Origin of the sequence: Paraflavitalea speifideaquila (genome assembly GCF_032395985.1) — a bacterium.
GTDB classification, from domain to species: domain Bacteria; phylum Bacteroidota; class Bacteroidia; order Chitinophagales; family Chitinophagaceae; genus Paraflavitalea; species Paraflavitalea speifideaquila.
Genome location: NZ_CP135920.1, coordinates 487744 through 504101, shown reverse-complemented (window position 1 = coordinate 504101; position 16358 = coordinate 487744). Strand labels below are relative to the sequence as shown.

At 43.6% G+C, this 16358-nt stretch carries 25 protein-coding genes and 7 tRNA genes; 8 read left to right on the top strand and 24 right to left on the bottom strand.

Features of this window, described 5'->3' with window-relative positions; translation table 11 throughout:
* The first annotated feature begins 144 nt into the window (after positions 1 to 144).
* Positions 145 to 525 (top strand): hypothetical protein, encoded by a 381-nt coding sequence (locus RS881_RS03600; RefSeq protein WP_315819829.1) that lies wholly within the window; start codon positions 145 to 147, stop codon positions 523 to 525.
* A gap of 294 nt (positions 526 to 819) precedes the next feature.
* Here RS881_RS03600 and RS881_RS03595 read toward each other — a convergent pair whose 3' ends face one another.
* Positions 820 to 1377 (bottom strand): hypothetical protein, encoded by a 558-nt coding sequence (locus RS881_RS03595; protein ID WP_315819828.1) that lies wholly within the window; start codon positions 1375 to 1377, stop codon positions 820 to 822.
* A gap of 247 nt (positions 1378 to 1624) precedes the next feature.
* Between RS881_RS03595 and RS881_RS03590 the strand changes: the two genes are divergently transcribed.
* Together RS881_RS03590 and RS881_RS03585 are read left to right on the top strand one after the other, a co-directional pair.
* Positions 1625 to 1864, top strand: coding sequence for a hypothetical protein (locus tag RS881_RS03590; RefSeq protein WP_315819827.1), 240 nt, complete (start codon positions 1625 to 1627; stop codon positions 1862 to 1864).
* A 251-nt stretch (positions 1865 to 2115) separates the two neighbouring features.
* On the top strand, positions 2116 to 2508 hold the full coding sequence (locus RS881_RS03585) for a hypothetical protein (protein ID WP_315819826.1): 393 nt from the start codon (positions 2116 to 2118) through the stop codon (positions 2506 to 2508).
* A gap of 117 nt (positions 2509 to 2625) precedes the next feature.
* Here RS881_RS03585 and RS881_RS03580 read toward each other — a convergent pair whose 3' ends face one another.
* The 16 genes from RS881_RS03580 to RS881_RS03505 all read right to left on the bottom strand — a co-directional run bounded on the left by RS881_RS03580 (position 2626) and on the right by RS881_RS03505 (position 11154).
* A complete protein-coding gene (locus RS881_RS03580) occupies positions 2626 to 3660 on the bottom strand; it encodes an RtcB family protein (RefSeq protein WP_315819825.1) in 1035 nt (344 codons plus the stop codon).
* A complete protein-coding gene (locus RS881_RS03575; RefSeq protein ID WP_315819824.1) occupies positions 3657 to 4076 on the bottom strand; it encodes a hypothetical protein in 420 nt (139 codons plus the stop codon). Before RS881_RS03575 ends, RS881_RS03580 begins: the two co-directional genes overlap by 4 nt.
* 6 nt (positions 4077 to 4082) lie before the next feature.
* On the bottom strand, positions 4083 to 4640 hold the full coding sequence (locus RS881_RS03570) for a hypothetical protein (RefSeq protein WP_315819823.1): 558 nt from the start codon (positions 4638 to 4640) through the stop codon (positions 4083 to 4085).
* A gap of 114 nt (positions 4641 to 4754) precedes the next feature.
* Positions 4755 to 4826, bottom strand: a tRNA-Trp gene (locus RS881_RS03565).
* Between the two features lie 2 nt (positions 4827 to 4828).
* Positions 4829 to 4903 (bottom strand) — tRNA-Phe (locus RS881_RS03560).
* An 11-nt stretch (positions 4904 to 4914) separates the two neighbouring features.
* Positions 4915 to 4985: transfer RNA gene (locus RS881_RS03555), tRNA-Asn, on the bottom strand.
* Between the two features lie 135 nt (positions 4986 to 5120).
* Positions 5121 to 5191, bottom strand: a tRNA-Arg gene (locus RS881_RS03550).
* A 174-nt stretch (positions 5192 to 5365) separates the two neighbouring features.
* A tRNA-Asp gene (locus RS881_RS03545) sits at positions 5366 to 5437 on the bottom strand.
* Between the two features lie 81 nt (positions 5438 to 5518).
* Positions 5519 to 5590, bottom strand: a tRNA-Glu gene (locus RS881_RS03540).
* 128 nt (positions 5591 to 5718) lie between these two features.
* A tRNA-Pro gene (locus tag RS881_RS03535) sits at positions 5719 to 5790 on the bottom strand.
* 57 nt (positions 5791 to 5847) lie between these two features.
* The gene (locus RS881_RS03530; RefSeq protein ID WP_315819822.1) at positions 5848 to 6396 is read right to left on the bottom strand and encodes a DinB family protein; all 549 of its coding nucleotides are present in this window, start codon (positions 6394 to 6396) and stop codon (positions 5848 to 5850) included.
* Between the two features lie 81 nt (positions 6397 to 6477).
* Positions 6478 to 7995, bottom strand: a complete 1518-nt coding sequence (locus RS881_RS03525; RefSeq protein ID WP_315819821.1) for a TROVE domain-containing protein — start codon at positions 7993 to 7995, stop codon at positions 6478 to 6480.
* Positions 7996 to 8276: 281 nt separating this feature from the next.
* Positions 8277 to 8438, bottom strand: coding sequence for a hypothetical protein (locus RS881_RS03520; RefSeq protein ID WP_315819820.1), 162 nt, complete (start codon positions 8436 to 8438; stop codon positions 8277 to 8279).
* A 285-nt stretch (positions 8439 to 8723) separates the two neighbouring features.
* Complete coding sequence (locus RS881_RS03515; protein ID WP_315819819.1) at positions 8724 to 9395, bottom strand: response regulator; 672 nt, start codon at positions 9393 to 9395, stop codon at positions 8724 to 8726.
* A 15-nt stretch (positions 9396 to 9410) separates the two neighbouring features.
* On the bottom strand, positions 9411 to 10040 hold the full coding sequence (locus RS881_RS03510) for a sensor histidine kinase (RefSeq protein ID WP_315819818.1): 630 nt from the start codon (positions 10038 to 10040) through the stop codon (positions 9411 to 9413).
* A 796-nt stretch (positions 10041 to 10836) separates the two neighbouring features.
* Positions 10837 to 11154 carry a hypothetical protein gene (locus tag RS881_RS03505; RefSeq protein ID WP_315819817.1) on the bottom strand — a complete coding sequence of 106 codons (318 nt, stop codon included), beginning with the start codon at positions 11152 to 11154 and terminating at the stop codon, positions 10837 to 10839.
* Positions 11155 to 11617: 463 nt separating this feature from the next.
* Between RS881_RS03505 and RS881_RS03500 the strand changes: the two genes are divergently transcribed.
* On the top strand, positions 11618 to 11773 hold the full coding sequence (locus tag RS881_RS03500) for a hypothetical protein (RefSeq protein ID WP_315819816.1): 156 nt from the start codon (positions 11618 to 11620) through the stop codon (positions 11771 to 11773).
* Positions 11774 to 11891: 118 nt separating this feature from the next.
* On the opposite strand, the gene RS881_RS03495 is transcribed toward RS881_RS03500, so the two are convergent.
* The 7 genes from RS881_RS03495 to RS881_RS03465 form a co-directional block, all read right to left on the bottom strand.
* A complete protein-coding gene (locus RS881_RS03495; protein WP_315819815.1) occupies positions 11892 to 12143 on the bottom strand; it encodes a hypothetical protein in 252 nt (83 codons plus the stop codon).
* Between the two features lie 58 nt (positions 12144 to 12201).
* Positions 12202 to 12450: a radical SAM protein gene (locus tag RS881_RS03490; protein WP_315819814.1), complete on the bottom strand. Its 249-nt coding sequence runs from the start codon at positions 12448 to 12450 to the stop codon at positions 12202 to 12204.
* Positions 12447 to 12965, bottom strand: a complete 519-nt coding sequence (locus tag RS881_RS03485) for a radical SAM family protein (RefSeq protein WP_315819813.1) — start codon at positions 12963 to 12965, stop codon at positions 12447 to 12449. The genes RS881_RS03490 and RS881_RS03485 overlap by 4 nt, the downstream gene beginning before the upstream one ends.
* Positions 12966 to 13086: 121 nt before the next feature.
* The gene (locus RS881_RS03480; RefSeq protein ID WP_315819812.1) at positions 13087 to 13395 is read right to left on the bottom strand and encodes a 2'-5' RNA ligase family protein; all 309 of its coding nucleotides are present in this window, start codon (positions 13393 to 13395) and stop codon (positions 13087 to 13089) included.
* Positions 13395 to 13559, bottom strand: coding sequence for a hypothetical protein (locus tag RS881_RS03475; protein ID WP_315819811.1), 165 nt, complete (start codon positions 13557 to 13559; stop codon positions 13395 to 13397). Before RS881_RS03475 ends, RS881_RS03480 begins: the two co-directional genes overlap by 1 nt.
* Before the next feature lie 210 nt (positions 13560 to 13769).
* Entirely contained in the window at positions 13770 to 14051 is a 282-nt protein-coding gene (locus RS881_RS03470; RefSeq protein ID WP_315819810.1) for a hypothetical protein, read from the bottom strand.
* Positions 14030 to 14383 (bottom strand): 2'-5' RNA ligase family protein, encoded by a 354-nt coding sequence (locus RS881_RS03465; protein ID WP_315819809.1) that lies wholly within the window; start codon positions 14381 to 14383, stop codon positions 14030 to 14032. Before RS881_RS03465 ends, RS881_RS03470 begins: the two co-directional genes overlap by 22 nt.
* 72 nt (positions 14384 to 14455) lie before the next feature.
* Between RS881_RS03465 and RS881_RS03460 the strand changes: the two genes are divergently transcribed.
* The 4 genes from RS881_RS03460 to RS881_RS03445 all read left to right on the top strand — a co-directional run bounded on the left by RS881_RS03460 (position 14456) and on the right by RS881_RS03445 (position 16339).
* A complete protein-coding gene (locus tag RS881_RS03460; RefSeq protein ID WP_315819808.1) occupies positions 14456 to 14890 on the top strand; it encodes a LexA family protein in 435 nt (144 codons plus the stop codon).
* Between the two features lie 176 nt (positions 14891 to 15066).
* Positions 15067 to 15648, top strand: a complete 582-nt coding sequence (locus tag RS881_RS03455; RefSeq protein WP_315819807.1) for a Y-family DNA polymerase — start codon at positions 15067 to 15069, stop codon at positions 15646 to 15648.
* Positions 15621 to 15803 carry a hypothetical protein gene (locus RS881_RS03450; protein ID WP_315819806.1) on the top strand — a complete coding sequence of 61 codons (183 nt, stop codon included), beginning with the start codon at positions 15621 to 15623 and terminating at the stop codon, positions 15801 to 15803. The genes RS881_RS03455 and RS881_RS03450 overlap by 28 nt, the downstream gene beginning before the upstream one ends.
* Positions 15800 to 16339: a DinB/UmuC family translesion DNA polymerase gene (locus RS881_RS03445; protein ID WP_315819805.1), complete on the top strand. Its 540-nt coding sequence runs from the start codon at positions 15800 to 15802 to the stop codon at positions 16337 to 16339. The genes RS881_RS03450 and RS881_RS03445 overlap by 4 nt, the downstream gene beginning before the upstream one ends.
* Positions 16340 to 16358: the final 19 nt, after the last annotated feature.

Below are 16358 nucleotides of genomic sequence, written 5' to 3'. Positions count from 1 at the left end.
CAAGATAAGAGGAGCTTTTTTGCATCGGTTTTACTGCTCTTTGGCTATTGGGTACTGTGCCTGGTAGGCAACCCTGCTGATCCGTTCAGTTTGCAAGGATATTTTGGAACAGAGGTCGATAAAAATGTTCTCGGAATAGCCCATATGTACAAAGGTGAAGGCGTTCCATTCGATCCGGAAGGGCTGACCAGTACGCTTACTTCCATTGTCCAGGTTATATTTGGGTATTTTGTTGGACATTATATTCAGCAAAAGGGCAAGACTTACGAAATGCTTACGAATCTCTTTGTTGCGGGTAGTTTGCTCATTTTTGCAGGCTTTGCCTGGGACATGGTGTTCCCTATTAATAAAAAGATATGGACCAGTTCATTTGTGCTGTATACTACCGGCCTGGCAATCTTTGTCCTTTCTTTCCTGATCTTTCTGATCGAATTTAAACATGTACATGAGCAAAAAGGATTGACCAGAAGCTTTAGCAAATTCTTTGATGTATTTGGCAAGAACCCCTCTTTATTTTTGTTTTAAGTGGCTTCCTTCCCCGTTTTCTCGGTCTGTTCCGTTGGGTGGATCATGTTTCCGAGAATGGTAAGCCTATTTATACCAGTGCCTTCCCTTGGTTTTACGAACATGTATGTAAACCCATTTCCTATAACCTGAAGAACGGATCGTTGCTATATGCGTTATGTATGATTGCGTTTTATTGGTCGATCGTCTATTTCCTTGATAAGAAAAAAATATACATCAAAGTATAAGGAAAAATACCATTTCTATTGGCTGCAGGTTTTGCAGGATAACTTTCATCTAAAAGACATATTGTTTCTAATAAAATGTGGACATACTGTCCTTACTAAAGAACTTATTACCCAACCAGAATATCAGGCAAACCAGGATAAAAAGCAGGCACAGAATGAGAACAGAAAACCGGGCGGCTGCCATATCGTAGGCAAGTGTTACACTCCAATGGGTAATGGCCTGGTGCAAGCTTCGCATCATGGCAATATTTGCAATGATATCGCATACGGCCGCGCCTGCCAATAACCAGAAGGCAGTCTTACTTGCTCGGATTAATATTTCATGGCCAGTTAACCTTGCTAAATACACACAGGCTACTGTCAGACCTGCGGTATATAAACCAATAAAAAGGTAATTAATATAAATGCCTTGTATTACCTTATCCAATTTTCCCAACTGCTTCCATGTATTCAGGATGGCCTCTGCCACATTGGTTTCTTTTGCCACTTCAAAACGCACTAATTCGCCATAGGTAAGTGGTCGGAGATAGATATCTGCACAAACAATAAATAATATATTCATCAGGAGCAACCACCAAAACCAACGTCGCAGGGAAGTAGTGGGAGCTGCATAGGTTATTTTCATGGTAAGATGAATTATTAGCAGAAATTCAAAATGAAGGGGGAGTCTTGTTTAAAAGTAGTCAATTTTCCAATATGGAGCTATCAGATAGCTTTTACTCTTGGTATAATGGTAGCAGTACTCATATAATTTCAATAACTTATGTTATGAAAAAGCTCCTTCAATGGCTATTTAGGAGGCCAGTAGCCTGGCTGGCAGAAAAGGTATCATCCTCCCCGATAAAGGGGCTGTATTCTCTTCGTTAACCAAATTGCAAGAAGACATTGTAAAAGGGAAGGGAAACAATGGCATGGTACTGCCATTCGATATTGATACTGCTAAGTTTATAATACTCTCCGACCAGCATAAAGGGTGTAAAGATCCAGCTGATGATTTCGCTCCGGCCGAAGCCAACTACCGGAAGGCCCTTCAACATTATTATGATCATGGTTTTACATTCATCAATATTGAGATTGTGAAGAACTGTGGGAGAACACTCCCAAGGCCGTAATAGAAAAGAACCGCCTCACTTTGCTTGAAGAGGCAAGATTTCTGCAGGAAGGCCGGTACTACCGTATATTTGGCAATCATGATCTTGAATGGAACTACCTCATACAACAGAATCAATACCTGAAGCCGATCTTCGGTGATCGACTTAAAGTATATGAGGGTATCTTGTTAAACACGAAATACAATCAACAGGAATATGCTGTATTCCTTACACATGGACACCAGGGGGGATAAAAAAGCGACGGTAATCCGTTGAGCAAATGGGTAGTTGCCGCAATCTGGACACCCATCCAGCGATTGCTGGAGATTAGTATCAATACTACTGCAGACTCATTTGAGCTGGTGGATCGACACAATATTATGATGTATGAATGGAGTGCAACGCAAAAGAATCTCTTATTTGTTTCGGGACATACGCATAAGCCTGTTTTTGCCTCCCTGGATCATATAGACAGGCTTAGCAAGCAGTTGGAAAAGGCGATTGGGACAGGGGATGAAATGCTGGCCAAATCAATTGCGGAGGATTTGGAAAAAGAAAACTGGAATACGCCGGTAAGAAACTTGTCAAAACCATGGCGCATCCCAGTTATTTTAACACCGGATGTTGTTGTTTCAGTGATGGGGATATTACAGGCATTGAAATAGCGGATGGCTTCATCCGGCTTATCAAATGGGAATCTACTGATGAAGGGACTCTTCGAAAAGTATTGGAGGAATCACCCTTATATTATATTTTCGATTCACTGGTATAGCCGCCGGCAATCAGCTACTCTCCCATGACTTCATTGCCTTTTTCATCCAAGGCTTCGGTGCCGTACCATCCATCTTCACGATCTTAGGATAGAATGTCCCCACAGTATCTACCAGGTTCTGCTGTGCGTTCATCACAGTAAAAATATCCTTATAGGCATGTGGTGCTTCATCCAGCCCACCACCGATCAGCTTCACACCATGCTTTGTCAGCATTTCCTGTAAAGCATGTTTGGTTATTGCATTTAAAGCAGCATTTCTACTCATTTTTCGACCTGCACCATGCGATGCTGAATTGATAGCTGCCAATTCACCTTTCCCTTTCACGATAAAGCCGGGCGCCGTCATGGACCCTGGAATGATCCCCAACACATCTTTTCCTGCCGGGGTAGCTCCTTTCCGGTGAACAATCACTTCCCGGCCTTCATACAGCTCCCGCCAGGCGAAGTTGTGATGGTTCTCCACCATTTTCAATGGCTGTCTTCCCAGCTGTTTAGCAATTTTGGCATGGATCACATGATGACAAGCGCTTGCGTAATCGCCCGCCAGGTTCATGGCCATCCAGTATTCAACCCCTTCCTGTTCGTCCATTGTTAGCCAGGCCAGGTTATTGGCCTCACCCGGCAGACGCCTTTTTTGTTTGGCCACTTTGGTATAGTGGTTGGCAATATTGGCACCCAACGCCCTGGAACCCGAGTGTGTCAACAATCCCAGGTAAGTTCCTGCTTGGACACCCAATTGAGCATCCTTTTCTTTGATCTCCACGATCCCGAATTCTGCGAAGTGGTTGCCTGAACCGGAAGAACCCAATTGTTTGGCTGCTTTTCCCTGTAAAGCTTTCAGCAAAGGCAGTTCACCAAATTCCAGACGGTCAATGACCGGATGCTCTGTGGAATATTCAAACTGGCGACCACCACCAAACAAGGTGGCTTCATTCAATTCACGGGTGAAATAGTGTTCACGCTGTGTCAGTTCTTTCGGATCAATATCGAATATGGATAAACACATCCGGCACCCTATATCGACACCTACTCCGTAAGGGATCACAGCATTTTCTGTAGCCAGTACACCCCTATTGGCAAACCATAGCCAGCATGGGCATCGGGCATTAAAGCGCCTGCTACCGATACGGGCAGTTTTGCCGCCTGGTACATCTGGTTCATGGCCCCGGGTTCGATAAACTCTCCTCCGAACACATTGAACTGTATACCGGTTGTATTCAGTGATATCTCTGTCCCTTCCGGAACCGGCTTCGGCAATAATTGTTGCGCCACGGGCGCCAGTATAGCATCCTCCGCATATTCAGCCGGAGTAGCCAATACCTCTTTTAATATGTCTATTGCCTGTTCGGTTGAATGGTGCTTATAATTACGTTCCATCACATTCATAGCAATGCTGATCACCGGTCCTTCCGGATATCCAATTGCTCTCAGATCCTTTCCTTTCAATTTTAACTTTGCCATACTTTGTTAGTTTTCAATAACAGCCCTCCTGAAACCGATAACCTGCATTTGTTGTGGTTGATTGACCTCCTCATGTAGGTTGGTGATCTCGGCAATTGTCATAGGCTGTTTTATTAATGTATCAAATCCCAGGTGATCGCTTAATTGCTGTGCTTTGGCGATACTCAATTTACCAAATTCATAGCGTGCGATCAAACGCCCTTTTCTCATCAAGGCATTATCTATCATTGTTACTGAATTATTAAATGTACAGATCAATTGCACATTCAGGAAATCAGCCAGCAACCCATCTGAAATGTTCAGCAAATTAGACACTGACGACTGCGGATTGGTTCTTCTGTCCATGATCACATTCTCTGCGTCCTCAATGATTACCACCCTATTGGGGTTATCAATGAGCAGATCAATAAAATCAGGGTCTGTTAAACAGCCTGCAATATCATCTACCATGTCTACGCACGGCACCCCTGAAAAGCAATACATATATAATGCCTTGCTGTTGATATAATAATTATCAAATATGCTATTGGCATTGATAATTCTCTGTTCAATTGTATTGTCCATATTTAAGTTGAAATAGTTTAACCAGTAATTATCCTGCCTGTACATTTATACGGGCTGGCGCAAAAAACTGTTCGCTATTTCATTACAAGAGTGCGCATAACATTTAAATTTTAGCACGGGGTGCAGGATTCGAACTTACATGGCCAGATTTGGAGTCTGGATTGTTGCCAGTTACAATAAACCCGTATTGGTGGACGAAACAAGATTCGAACTTGTACACACCCGGCTTCAACGGGCAGCTCTACCATTGGAGCTATTCGTCCTTTTATGAATGCGGGAACAGGATGGATCGAACATCCGTTCTTCCGTTAACAACGGAGCGTTCTGCCATTGAACTATATTCCCAAACAGGGTAACCAATCGGAAAGAGGCTTTGTACATTGCTCTACCACTGAGCTAATCCCGGAACTCCGGGATACAAGATTCGAACTTGTGTCAGATGTATCCCATCGAAGTATCTCTTTCCTACGACACCTGTTGACGGCTTAAGAAGATTCGAACTTCTATTTGTACGTTCGTAGCGTACCGTTCTTCCATTGAACTATAAGCCGATGGGTTGTCCTCGGGTCTCGAACCCTGTTCTCCTCATTCACAGTGAGGGGTTTTTCCCGATATGCATCGGGATAAACTAAAGACAACATTTGTTACCAGGCTCAGATTCGAACTGAGAACATCACAGTCAAAGTGTGATATGTTAGCCTATTACACTACCTGGTATGGCTTAGCAGTCTATACGGGATTCGAACCCGTTTCTCCGGATCGACAATCCGGGGTGTTGTCCCATACACCAATAGACTGGTTCATAATAGCGGCAATAAGTAAGCAGTGTTTTTGTATCGGTTTCAAATCGAAGTAACATTGCTCTACGGCACGCCAGGTAGTCTGTAAGGGAATCGAACCCTCATTACAGGAGTGAAAGTCCTGCGTCCTGGCCATTGAACGAACAGACCCAAAAAGGGCAACAATTAGAAGGGTTATTTTTCCATACGGGCATCGAACCCGCACCAGTACTATGCGTACCTGTTCTAGCCAGGTTGAACTAATGGAGCCGAAGTAACCCTTCTTTACGGCACCTTTGTATAACAGGCAGGACTCGAACCTGCACCCTCTTCGTTCCAGGCGAAGTATCCAACCATTGGAATGCTGCTATGGTTATTATTGTCTTTAGCATTTACGGCAGCTTTTCCTTTTAAGCTACAGAGCCTTCTTATTCTTGTTCCAGTTGCTGCATTTGTACAATATGCCTTTTTGCGTGTTGCACAAGGAAACAGATATAATGGTACACATCAATTTTGCCAAGTCCATTTACTGTCATCATCGTTTTATGCAGTATGCCCTCCCCCTGGTTCATTTGATCCATCAGGTCCATACACTCCTTCACCTGCAATTGCAGATCTGCTTTTACTAATCCCATTGGTTTTACACCGCCAGGTTCCATGTGTTCCGGCCTATGCCATTTGAATGCCGCAGGTTGCCCAATCAATTCGAGCTTGCTCCAATCCAATTCATAATCCTTCAATAAGTCCCGGTAATTTACATTCCTTGACTTTTCAAGCGCTTTTATTGTACCCTTCCGTATCAGTATTAATAAATAATGATTGGTTAGGGCTATATGTTCCAATATCTGAGCAATGCTCCATCCACCATTTTGAGGTATATAATACAATCTCTCATCGGGTACATCGAACCAACCATATACTTCATCAAAGGTGTTGGTAAGTTCTACCTTTATCCTACTCATAAAATCCTCCTTCATTTTAATTTCTTTTTTGGAAAAGTAGCCTCCCACAGCATCGTGGAAGGGCTACTGTATCCTCCCTTTCTGCAACTAATTATGTTATAGTTCTATTGAACCTATCAATTTCAAAGCATCACTTCCCTGATCAATGGCATTCAATACATCAAAGATCTTTTCACTCCATCCGGCGATCAGATATACATCGTTATGCTGTACTTTCAATGGCGTATTACCATATCCAGCCAGGTCGAACAGGTAGAGTTTTGCATGGGGCGACACCCGCTTGTATTGCAACCATAAGTTGGCAATATTATCTGTGCTGTTATCCGGGTTCCACAACTGACAATCGGTGAAGATCATCAGCTTATCCACCATTTTTTTCCGTTGGAGCAGGTCTTTTACTACCAGGAAACCATTGGTACTGTATCCCACTTCTCCTTCACGTCGATGAAATTCATCCACGTTGGCCAATATCTGTTTACGTGGTAGATTGATCACTTTCCAGGTATCCCCAAACATACCGGTGATCACATTTGCACAACGGTATTGGAGCAACATAGCCAGCATCAGGCCGATATCAAAGTTCTGCACCTTGCTATGAGAGCTGATGGTTTTCTGCATACTACCACTCACATCAGCGGCAATCAATACGTTTGTAGCTTCGTCATAACCCGCAATATTTGCAGTACTAAATTGAACTGCCTTTTCCAACGCCTCCAGTACTTTACCCGCTTGTCCATGAGGAACGGCTTTCAGCTCCCTGTAAGCACTTAAAAACCTGAATGGCAGCTGCCTGCTTTTGGCTATTGCACCAGGATCAGTAAGGTATTCACAAACTTGATCAATCGCCTCCACGCTTACATTGGCTTCCAGTATATTGCGCAGGTTGCGCAGGGTAGCCATATAGCCCAGCCGCTTACTGAAGATCAATTCCTCCCATTTTTCACAGAAAGCAGCCTTTCTGACTGCATCATTCACATACCGCAACTGCCCCAGTGCACTCAATTCTACTTCCCATGTATAAGGGCTATTCAGCCCGTCTTCTGCAATCTTATTGAATATTGCCTGCTGATCTTCATCTTTTGCTTTTGGGTGCACCAGAAATAAAGCATCTTTCAGGGTAACCTGTGCAGAACGGTTGTATTTAGCAAACTGGTACTCATCAAACTTATTGAAGGCTGTTGCGAGCCCTCCTTGTACTTGCTTGCTCAACCTGTTTAATTGCTTCCTGCCGCTGCGTTTGTTAGCCTGCCCATACAGGGCCAGCATTTCAGTGATCTCATCCGCTCTTTGTACTACCCGGTTGGTTAAGCGGCTAACAAGCCTGTCGCCCTGGTGCAATCTGGCCAATTCTACTGCCAGCACCAATGGAATGCTGCGCAGGTTCAATACTTCCCGGGCATATATGGCCAACCTGGCTACAAAAGCCGGATCGCAGATAGAGATCAGGACACGGATACGTTCTAACCGTTCAAGGCTTCCTTCATAGAACTTGTTGCTGAGAGAAGTGGTTACTACAGCTGTGTACAACTCCATCTCGGGCGTCAATGCAAAAGCCTTTTCTCCTTCATAATTTAGGACAGGGGCTTTTCTGCGCAGGTTGATGTTAAATTTCATGGCTATACCTCCTTCTGATTAATGGTGCATTTACAGGTTTACTGTAATGGATCTTATTTAGCGCAATTCAAATTCTGCCGGGTGTTGTATTTTTCCAACATCACCCTTGTACATGGTTTTGTTTTTGTCTGTTCTTTTCTTTGTCAATAAATCCACGATCAAGCGGATTGATAAGACAGCTAAATTAGTTTCATGGTTACCTCCTTTCGTTGTTGCTTATACGGGGCAACAAAAAACCCGGTCATTGAATTGACCGGGTTTCCTATTCTTAATAACACAGTTTATACCTGTGCAGGAATATCTTCCGGTCGTTTAAACAGTTCTCGTTGGTCAATACAATTGAGGTTCATGCCCAGTAAGTTGAGGACATAGCATGGCCTGTTGAACATGCTGTGATCAACTGCCAATACCATCATTCGTATGGTTTGAGTTTTTAGTTTCATAGTGTAAAAACAAAAAACCCCGCGTCAGGCGGGGCTTTCGTTATATTTCGGTTTCGTAGTTCTACAAATTACCTGGTAACATAACATGCCCCGCAAACCTGGAATAATCCTGACCGGGATTAAACCATTTCGCTGTTTCAATATGCATTTGTATGCGTGACATGATCTTGTGTTTTTAAATTTTTATCTATGCAAAGGTGTAATTATTTTTTTATTCCCACCAACTTTTTGTGAAAAATATTTTTCAGGTTGATAATCCACCCATATCAATACACGATCCCAGGGTTATACCCGGCCCGGTTTGTACAGGTGATGGCGGATGGCATAAATGATAATGCCAGCAGTATTTTTCACATCCATTTTCTCCATGATCTTCATACGCAGTCCTTCTACAGTACGTACGCTTAGGAATATCTTTTCGGCAATCTCTTTGCTGGTGAGGCCATTACAGATATAAGTAATAATATCCAGTTCACGTTCACTAAACTCTGGCTTGTTGTGAAGTTTATGGGGATTGAATTTACTTTTGGCCACCATCTGAGCCAGCTTATTGGAAGTATGGCGACAATAGTAGGGCTGCTGGTTGTAGACTGACTTAATAGCTTCTACAATTTCGTATTTATCAGCATTTTTAAGCAGGTAACCTTTGGCTCCCGCTTCGAGCATGTCGATGATCAGATCTTCTTCATCAAACATCGTAAGGGCAATGATGCCTACTTCGGGGTGGTGCTCGGCCAGGTGGCGGGTGGCGGTGGCCCCATCCATATTGGGCATTTTCACGTCGCTGATCACGATATCGGGCTGCATGGCCTTTACCTGGTCAATTAGTTCTTTGCCATCGGCAGCCTCAGCTATTAATTCAATATCGGGCTGTTTTACCAATACCATGCGTAAGCCGTCACGGTAGATCTCATGGTCATCAGCAATAATCACTTTTATATTGCCGTGTATTTTCATACAAATAGGTTAGATTCAGATAGGGATGTCAAATGTATACATGGTACCTTTTCCGGACTCAGACTGACAACTCAATTCTCCTCCCATCACTTCTGCCCGGCTTTGCAAGTTACGAAGTCCAAGGCCTGGATTGTCTTTTACTTTCGCAAAATAATTGAATCCTTTGCCATTATCGGCAGTCATCAGCAAAAGCCGGTCGGCCTCAATCACAATTTTAATGATGAGGTAGGTAGCTTCTGCGTGTTTTACGGTATTGTGCAGGACTTCCTGTATTATGCGGTAGATATTGATCTCTTTATGCTGGTCGAGGCGTAGTTCTTGTTCACAGATGAATTTAATCTGAAGACCATAGGTTTGCTGGTTGTTGTTAACAAATTCCTCTATGGCTTTTTGTAGCCCTTTCCTGACCAAGGTATTGGGCATCAGATCGTTGGAAATCTCCCGTAGCTTTCCAATGATGGTGTCGATATGGCCGCTTGATTTGCCAATGACTTCCTGGTCACCGGGGTCGTCGGTATCAAGGCTATTGATCTGTAATTTGACGGCTGATAGTAAGGGACCTAGTTCATCGTGAAGGTCGGAAGCAATCCGCTTGCGCTCTTTCTCCAGGGTATCAATTTCTGCCTGGATCTTCTCCTTATTCATCTGAAGACTTCTTCTTTGATAGCGGATAATAGTAATGATGTAGTAAAAAGGATGATACCTATTACCGCTACTACGATGAGAAGGGAGTCGTAAAGTTTTGCTTCCGAGGTATCCATAACGTCGCTACTGCATATAATAAATTTACCAATAAGTTAGTATAAACATTTATCTGCTGCAAGTTTGCTCTGAAGCTTTTGCTAACATTTTGTTTAAATACAGATAGCGATGTGACATTAACGAGGATAAAGAAAGTATAAAATATAATAATCCCAAGGCAGATCAGGAATTTTGGATTGCGGAAAATATTCCCCCGTTCATGCACCACCACCTTGTTAAAGGTACTGACACTGAAGAAAATAAGTGCAAAAGAATAGCCGGTTAGGAAATAATAATTCAATTCCTTGAACCCATGAATAAAAAAGGAGCTAATTACCCAAAAAATGAGGAAGGCAATGAGGATTGATATGAATACTGTTTTCTGGCGGTTGAATAAGCCCCAGTTATGGAAAAGCCAGGTGAAAAGGCAAAACTCCACATAAGAGTAAATATGTAGGGCCGGCAGGTGAAGATCCGGGCGATTGTATAAGGTAAACACATGAGCCAGTAACTCCATCAAAACGGCTGCAAACGTATAATAGAGGAAGGGATAGTAAGCCGGATCGATCTTCCGGTACCTTACTATCCCTATGATAAAGGCAATCAGGATGCTTTGGCTTAGAACAAAGTGAACCGTGTTGTCCATTAGCAAAATATCATGGGGTAATAAATTAATAGGTAACTGACATGACGAGCTAGATTAATGCTTTGATGAGTCGCCGTAGCAAGGGGGAGCACACTGACCATATTCAAAACCACCTTCGCCATCATCGCCCGCCTGTGCTGCAATGGCAGACCCTCTTTTCACAAACAGGTCATTGCCCAGTTTATCCACACCTACCAGGATTAGCCGCAGATCCTGTTTACCATTACTTCCAAAGGCTGTAGCACCATAATAAACCCTGATACCGATACAACGGGGGTCTTTCATCAGTTCTATTATGCTTCTTTTGTTGTAAGCTTCGGAAAAGGGAATAAACAGGGAGGGCATTACCACTTGCAAAGTGTCTCTTACCACTTCATAACGTTTTCTGTAAGCGGCAATCGAATCTTTAGGGATAAAATGGTCCCGCAAGCCCAGCGCGGAAGAGTCTTTGGGATTAGGGATCCAAACGCCGTCTTCCTTGGGGCCTCCGCAAGAAACGACTAAAGGGCTACAAAAACTGCTCCTGCCATGAACAGGGCCATTGGAAAAAATGATTTTCTGAGGTTAGTTGTCATAAAACTGATTTTTGAGGTTTAAACAGTCAAACAGTGGCTAAAGATATTCGTAAACATTCAGCCGCCCCTCACGTAGAACTACTCATTTTACCTACATACTTTACTATATACATCCAGTATTTCATCGCTTGCCAATGACAATTTATTGTGACAACTTTGGGTTGCCTGAAGATTCTGACCCCACTAACCTTTTAGCAGCCTCCTTCCCTAAACCGTATTTCTCTTGTGTGATTGCATAAAACCACTTAAAACTGTGCACCATGAAACAACAGGACCTGGCCAATACCAAAGTAGCAGCCATTTCTATTGATAGCCCAAAATCACCGGTATTATTAAGCATCGGCAATTCCTTGGAGACAATGCGGGGTATTATCTTGAAAAGATACAGGAACTGGGGCTTCGCCTGCAGGGTTTAAACTTATTGGAAAATGCCCGGGAGATCTCGGTCATATGCAACGAGATTATCCGGGCAAAGAAGGTATTAAATAAACTCAATAGGAGAACAGGTTACCTGGCTTAGGATGACCTGTGAGGTTAAAACAGCTTTCCTTGTTCCCCAGGCCTTCTGAATAGGGAACAGTCCAGCTCTAGTCGTTCATGGTTTAAGCCGTATTTATTGGTGTATTTCTTGTATTGCATAGCCACCATATCAGCAATATTTCCTTCACCACGCATTCGAACGCCAAATCGGCTGTCATTTACTTTTCCATCGTGACTATCTTCAATCATATGCCATACTTTATCAGCCCGGTCGGGGAAGTTCTTATAAAGCCAATCGTGAAACAATAGTTTAATGGCTCCATTCAGTCTTATAAAAGTATAGGCCGAAAAGGTGGCTCCGTTCTCACTGGCCTTTTAATGATATTATGCATATCATGTTCATTGAGACCAGGATCATAGGTCCCAGCATTACTCCCATCCGAACGCCGGCTTCACTCAATTCTTTAATTACCCTAAATCGCTGGTTTGCAGTGGTTGTACGAGGCTCCATTACCTGGCGGAGCTCTTCATCGAGAGAGGTAATAGAGACCAATGCGCTCACCAGGTTCTTTTTGGCCATTTCCTGCAATATATCCAGGTCACGTAAGATCATGGCATTTTTGGTGATAATGCCCACGGGCTGATTGAATTCAGGCAAACTTTGAGGCATTGGCGTGTAAGTTCAAAGTTCTTTTCGGCCGGTTGATAGCAATCTGTATTTCCACTTAGGCTTAGGGGTACACATTGCCATTTAGGGTTCATCAGGAATTTACGAAGTAGTTGGGGAGCATTTTTCTTTACAATGATCTTGCGCTCAAAGTCGAGCCCGGCGCTATATCCCCAGTATTCAAAGGAATTTCGTGCATAGCAATAGATGCAGCCATGTTCACAACCCTGGTAAGGGTTCATACTATAGAACATACCCACATCTGGACTATCAACTTTATTGACAAAGCTTTTTGAATGCTCTTCGAGGTATTGGGTAGGGACATTGGGATCAGACCAGTCGTCAATAGATTCAATATGTTCTCGTACTCTTTCGTTCTTCAGGAATTTATTTTTGGTATTGATCTGGGCACCTCTTCCTTTGAAGTAGGTATCGGGCCGTTCTTCCATTGGTGTTTCCATGGTATTTATCATTTAGTGGGGATCACAAGAAAACACACCCTCCTGCCCCGGCAGACACCTGTGGAAACAGGCAAGCCAGCGGGAACAGGAATCAGGTGGGTGTGAATGCTGCTGAAAAAGCTCAGACAAACAACTCCCCTTGTTTGGTACTTACAGGCAGGTTCATAAACTCAAATCGTTGTGCGATTTGATAGGATCTATCACCTGCCCTTCGTTTCAGCAATAACATGCTGTCCGCAATAAACCGGCCTGTAAAGTGACGGTGTGAGTATTCCAACCATCCTTTTTCATACTGCCAGGGCAGTAGTTTACGAGCGATGGTGAGGTGCGGCTCATCAATAAAATAAGGTTTATGTTCATTATCCAGTTTCATGAGGCGTTGTGCGTCTCTGATCTCTCGTACGAGGTTTTGGATGGGTAATTTGGTCACTACATTAATAAATAAACTGTGGCTGGGAAGCTACCATAATCTTTCAGCTCTACCTTAAAGGGATGATATCCCATGGCTACTGTTTTGAGTCGGTTAACGATCCGTTCTTCCATCATTTCCAGTTGGGTAAAAGTGGCCAATGCCAGGTGCACTTTGGCTCCCAATGCGGAAGGAGCCTGGTATGTTTCAAAAAATCTTTTCTTATCTGCAAGATCCGGTTACGCAATTCTTCATGTGGCAATAATACCAGCATGTATTCATTTACCCGTAGTTGACTGGTATAGTCATTATAGAAGGCGCCGGGCGTTCCATGTATTTTTTGGTGGGTGAAAATTGCATATACTTTTTCATTTTTATTCATTTAAAGGTTTAAATCACGCCACCTCAGACCAGGGCTGGGCTCCGGGGGCAAAAGGAAATATGTTGATGGTTTTACAATTGTCGAATTGGTGGGCTCTTCGCAAAAAGTCGCAGATCGCTAACCATAAAGGACTCATGAAATGTTTTTGTGAATAGCTGAACATGGCCTTTGTGTATACAGGTTCGGGCAGGCGACGTGCAATGCTAAGGTGTGGCTTGGCGATAAGCCTTACCGGTGGGCAGGAGGAGGATCGTACCAGGTCGTCTACAGCTTTCAGTTTTTGAGCCAGGTGCAAAAAGGAATGGGGTCCTGTACCCTTAAAAAAATAGTATGCGGCGGAAAGCCGCTATAGTTGTTCAGGGTTACCTTAAAGGGTTGTTGTTGATCACAAATACGTTGTATCCAACGTATCAAGGTACCTTCCATGGCTTCACGGGCCAGAAAGCTGGCCACCATAATATGTGTTCCAGTTTTAATGGCCGCCTTTTCGCGGTACTCATCATAGAATTCCTGCTTCTGAGTCAACACTTTATCCTGTACAGCGGCATCAGGATTTACTACCAGCAGGTACTCATACAGCCCATATTCGGCCCAGCTTTGATGAACATTATTTTTCGCAGGTTCCATAAACAAAAATTTTACCTGATCATTATTTTAGCATAAATTTACTAAATTATTTAGTAGATCAAAATTATTTTTATGGAGGAGGATCTTTATTATAACCCTGCTTATAAGGGCTCCAGGCAATACAACCAATGGGAAGTGAAAACGGCTGATGCAACCGGATTTGGAGCAGCCGCTGATGATTATATGGAAAGAGGCATTGACCTTAATGAGCAATTGATCCATAACAAAGCGGCCACTTTTTTTATGCGTGTACGGGGCAATGCGATGGTGGATGCTGGTATTCATGATGGAGACATCGTAATAGTAGATCGCAGTGCAAAAGCAGTAAGTGGCAAGGTGATCATTGCTGTATTGAATGGAGAGATGTTGATACGCCGTATGGAAAAAACATTCAATAAGCTTCGCCTGATACCGGAAACATCCAAACTGGCCACCATAGAAATAGATGGCTCTTGTGATTCATTCGAAGTATGGGGTGTAGTAACCTGGGTGATCCATGCACCATAAAAATAACTGTCCATACCATTAAACCTATCCTAAGGACAGGGGCTAACCAGGAAGGGAATGAAAACTTACAGATACGTGTAGCTGAAAAGCATCTTTTATTACCCGGTGTTAAACTGTTTGTTAAATCCCTTTTGGTTGGCCCATTTTTGTATTGTGAAGTATTTAAACATACACGGATGAAGGCAATTGTTGACTGTAACAGTTTTTATTGCTCCTGTGAGCGGCTTTTCAGGCCCGACCTCAGGAATAAGCCCGTGGTAGTACTTAGCAACAATGATGGGTGTATTGTATCGCGCAGCGATGAAGCTAAAAACCTGGGCGTACAAATGGCAGGCCCTTATTTTCAGGCCCGCCCCATTATTCAACAACACAATATTGCCGTTTTTTCCTCCAATTATAATCTCTATGGTGATATGAGCTGGCGGGTGATGGAAACCCTGCGCAGTCTTTCGCCCATGGTAGAAATTTATTCTGTAGATGAAGCATTCCTGGATCTTAGCCATGTTCCAGCCGATGAGTTAGAAGCAGCTGCCCTTCAAATCCGCCACCGGATAGAGGAGTGGACGGGCATATCTGTTTCGGTAGGAGTAGCACCAACAAAAACGCTGGCTAAACTGGCCAATTACCTCGCCAAGAAAAACAAAGTAGTCAGCAATTGCATCAAGGTACTGGCCACGGGAGAGCAATTGGCATCCGCCATGCAAAGCACCCGGGTAGGCAATGTTTGGGGGTGGGTCGATCTTTTGCTAATAAGTTAATTAACCAGGGTATTACCAGTGCCTGGGAGTTAAGTACCATGCCGGAAGAATGGGCCCACCGCCATATGGGAGGCATTACGGGAGTAAGATTAATAAGGGAGTTGAAAGGCATTCCCGCTATTGACCTGGAAGAACCATTGAAAGTAAAAAGATGATTGCCACCACCCGTATGTTTGGCGAGCCAGTGGGAGATATCGGCGCCATCAAGGAAGCAGTGGCCACCTATACCACCCGCGCAGCAGAAAAGCTTCGCCGGCAACACAGTGCGGCTAAAGTTGTGAGCGTATTCATCGTAAGCAAAGAACAGGACCACCTGATCGATTTCCACCATGGTCCCTCCATCAGTACACACACCACGCTGGCCATCCCGACCTCTATTACGCAGGAACTGATCAAACCGGCGGTGGAACTGGTTGATCAATTATACACGAAGGGCAAGGAATACAAGAAAGCAGGGGTTATGCTTAGCGGACTGGTGCCAGATGCATCAATCCAAGGCAATTTGTTTGTAGCGCCAGAAAAGAATAATAACCGGTTCTTAATGGATGTAGTAGACAATGTAAACTTCAGCATGCGGGATGATATATTAAAGTTTGCTACTGTGGGCACCACACGCAACTGGAAAATGCGACAAGAGCTGCACAGCTCCCGCTACACCACCAGGTGGGATGAATTATTTGAAGTAAAATAAGGCTCCCCCAACTTTTGCT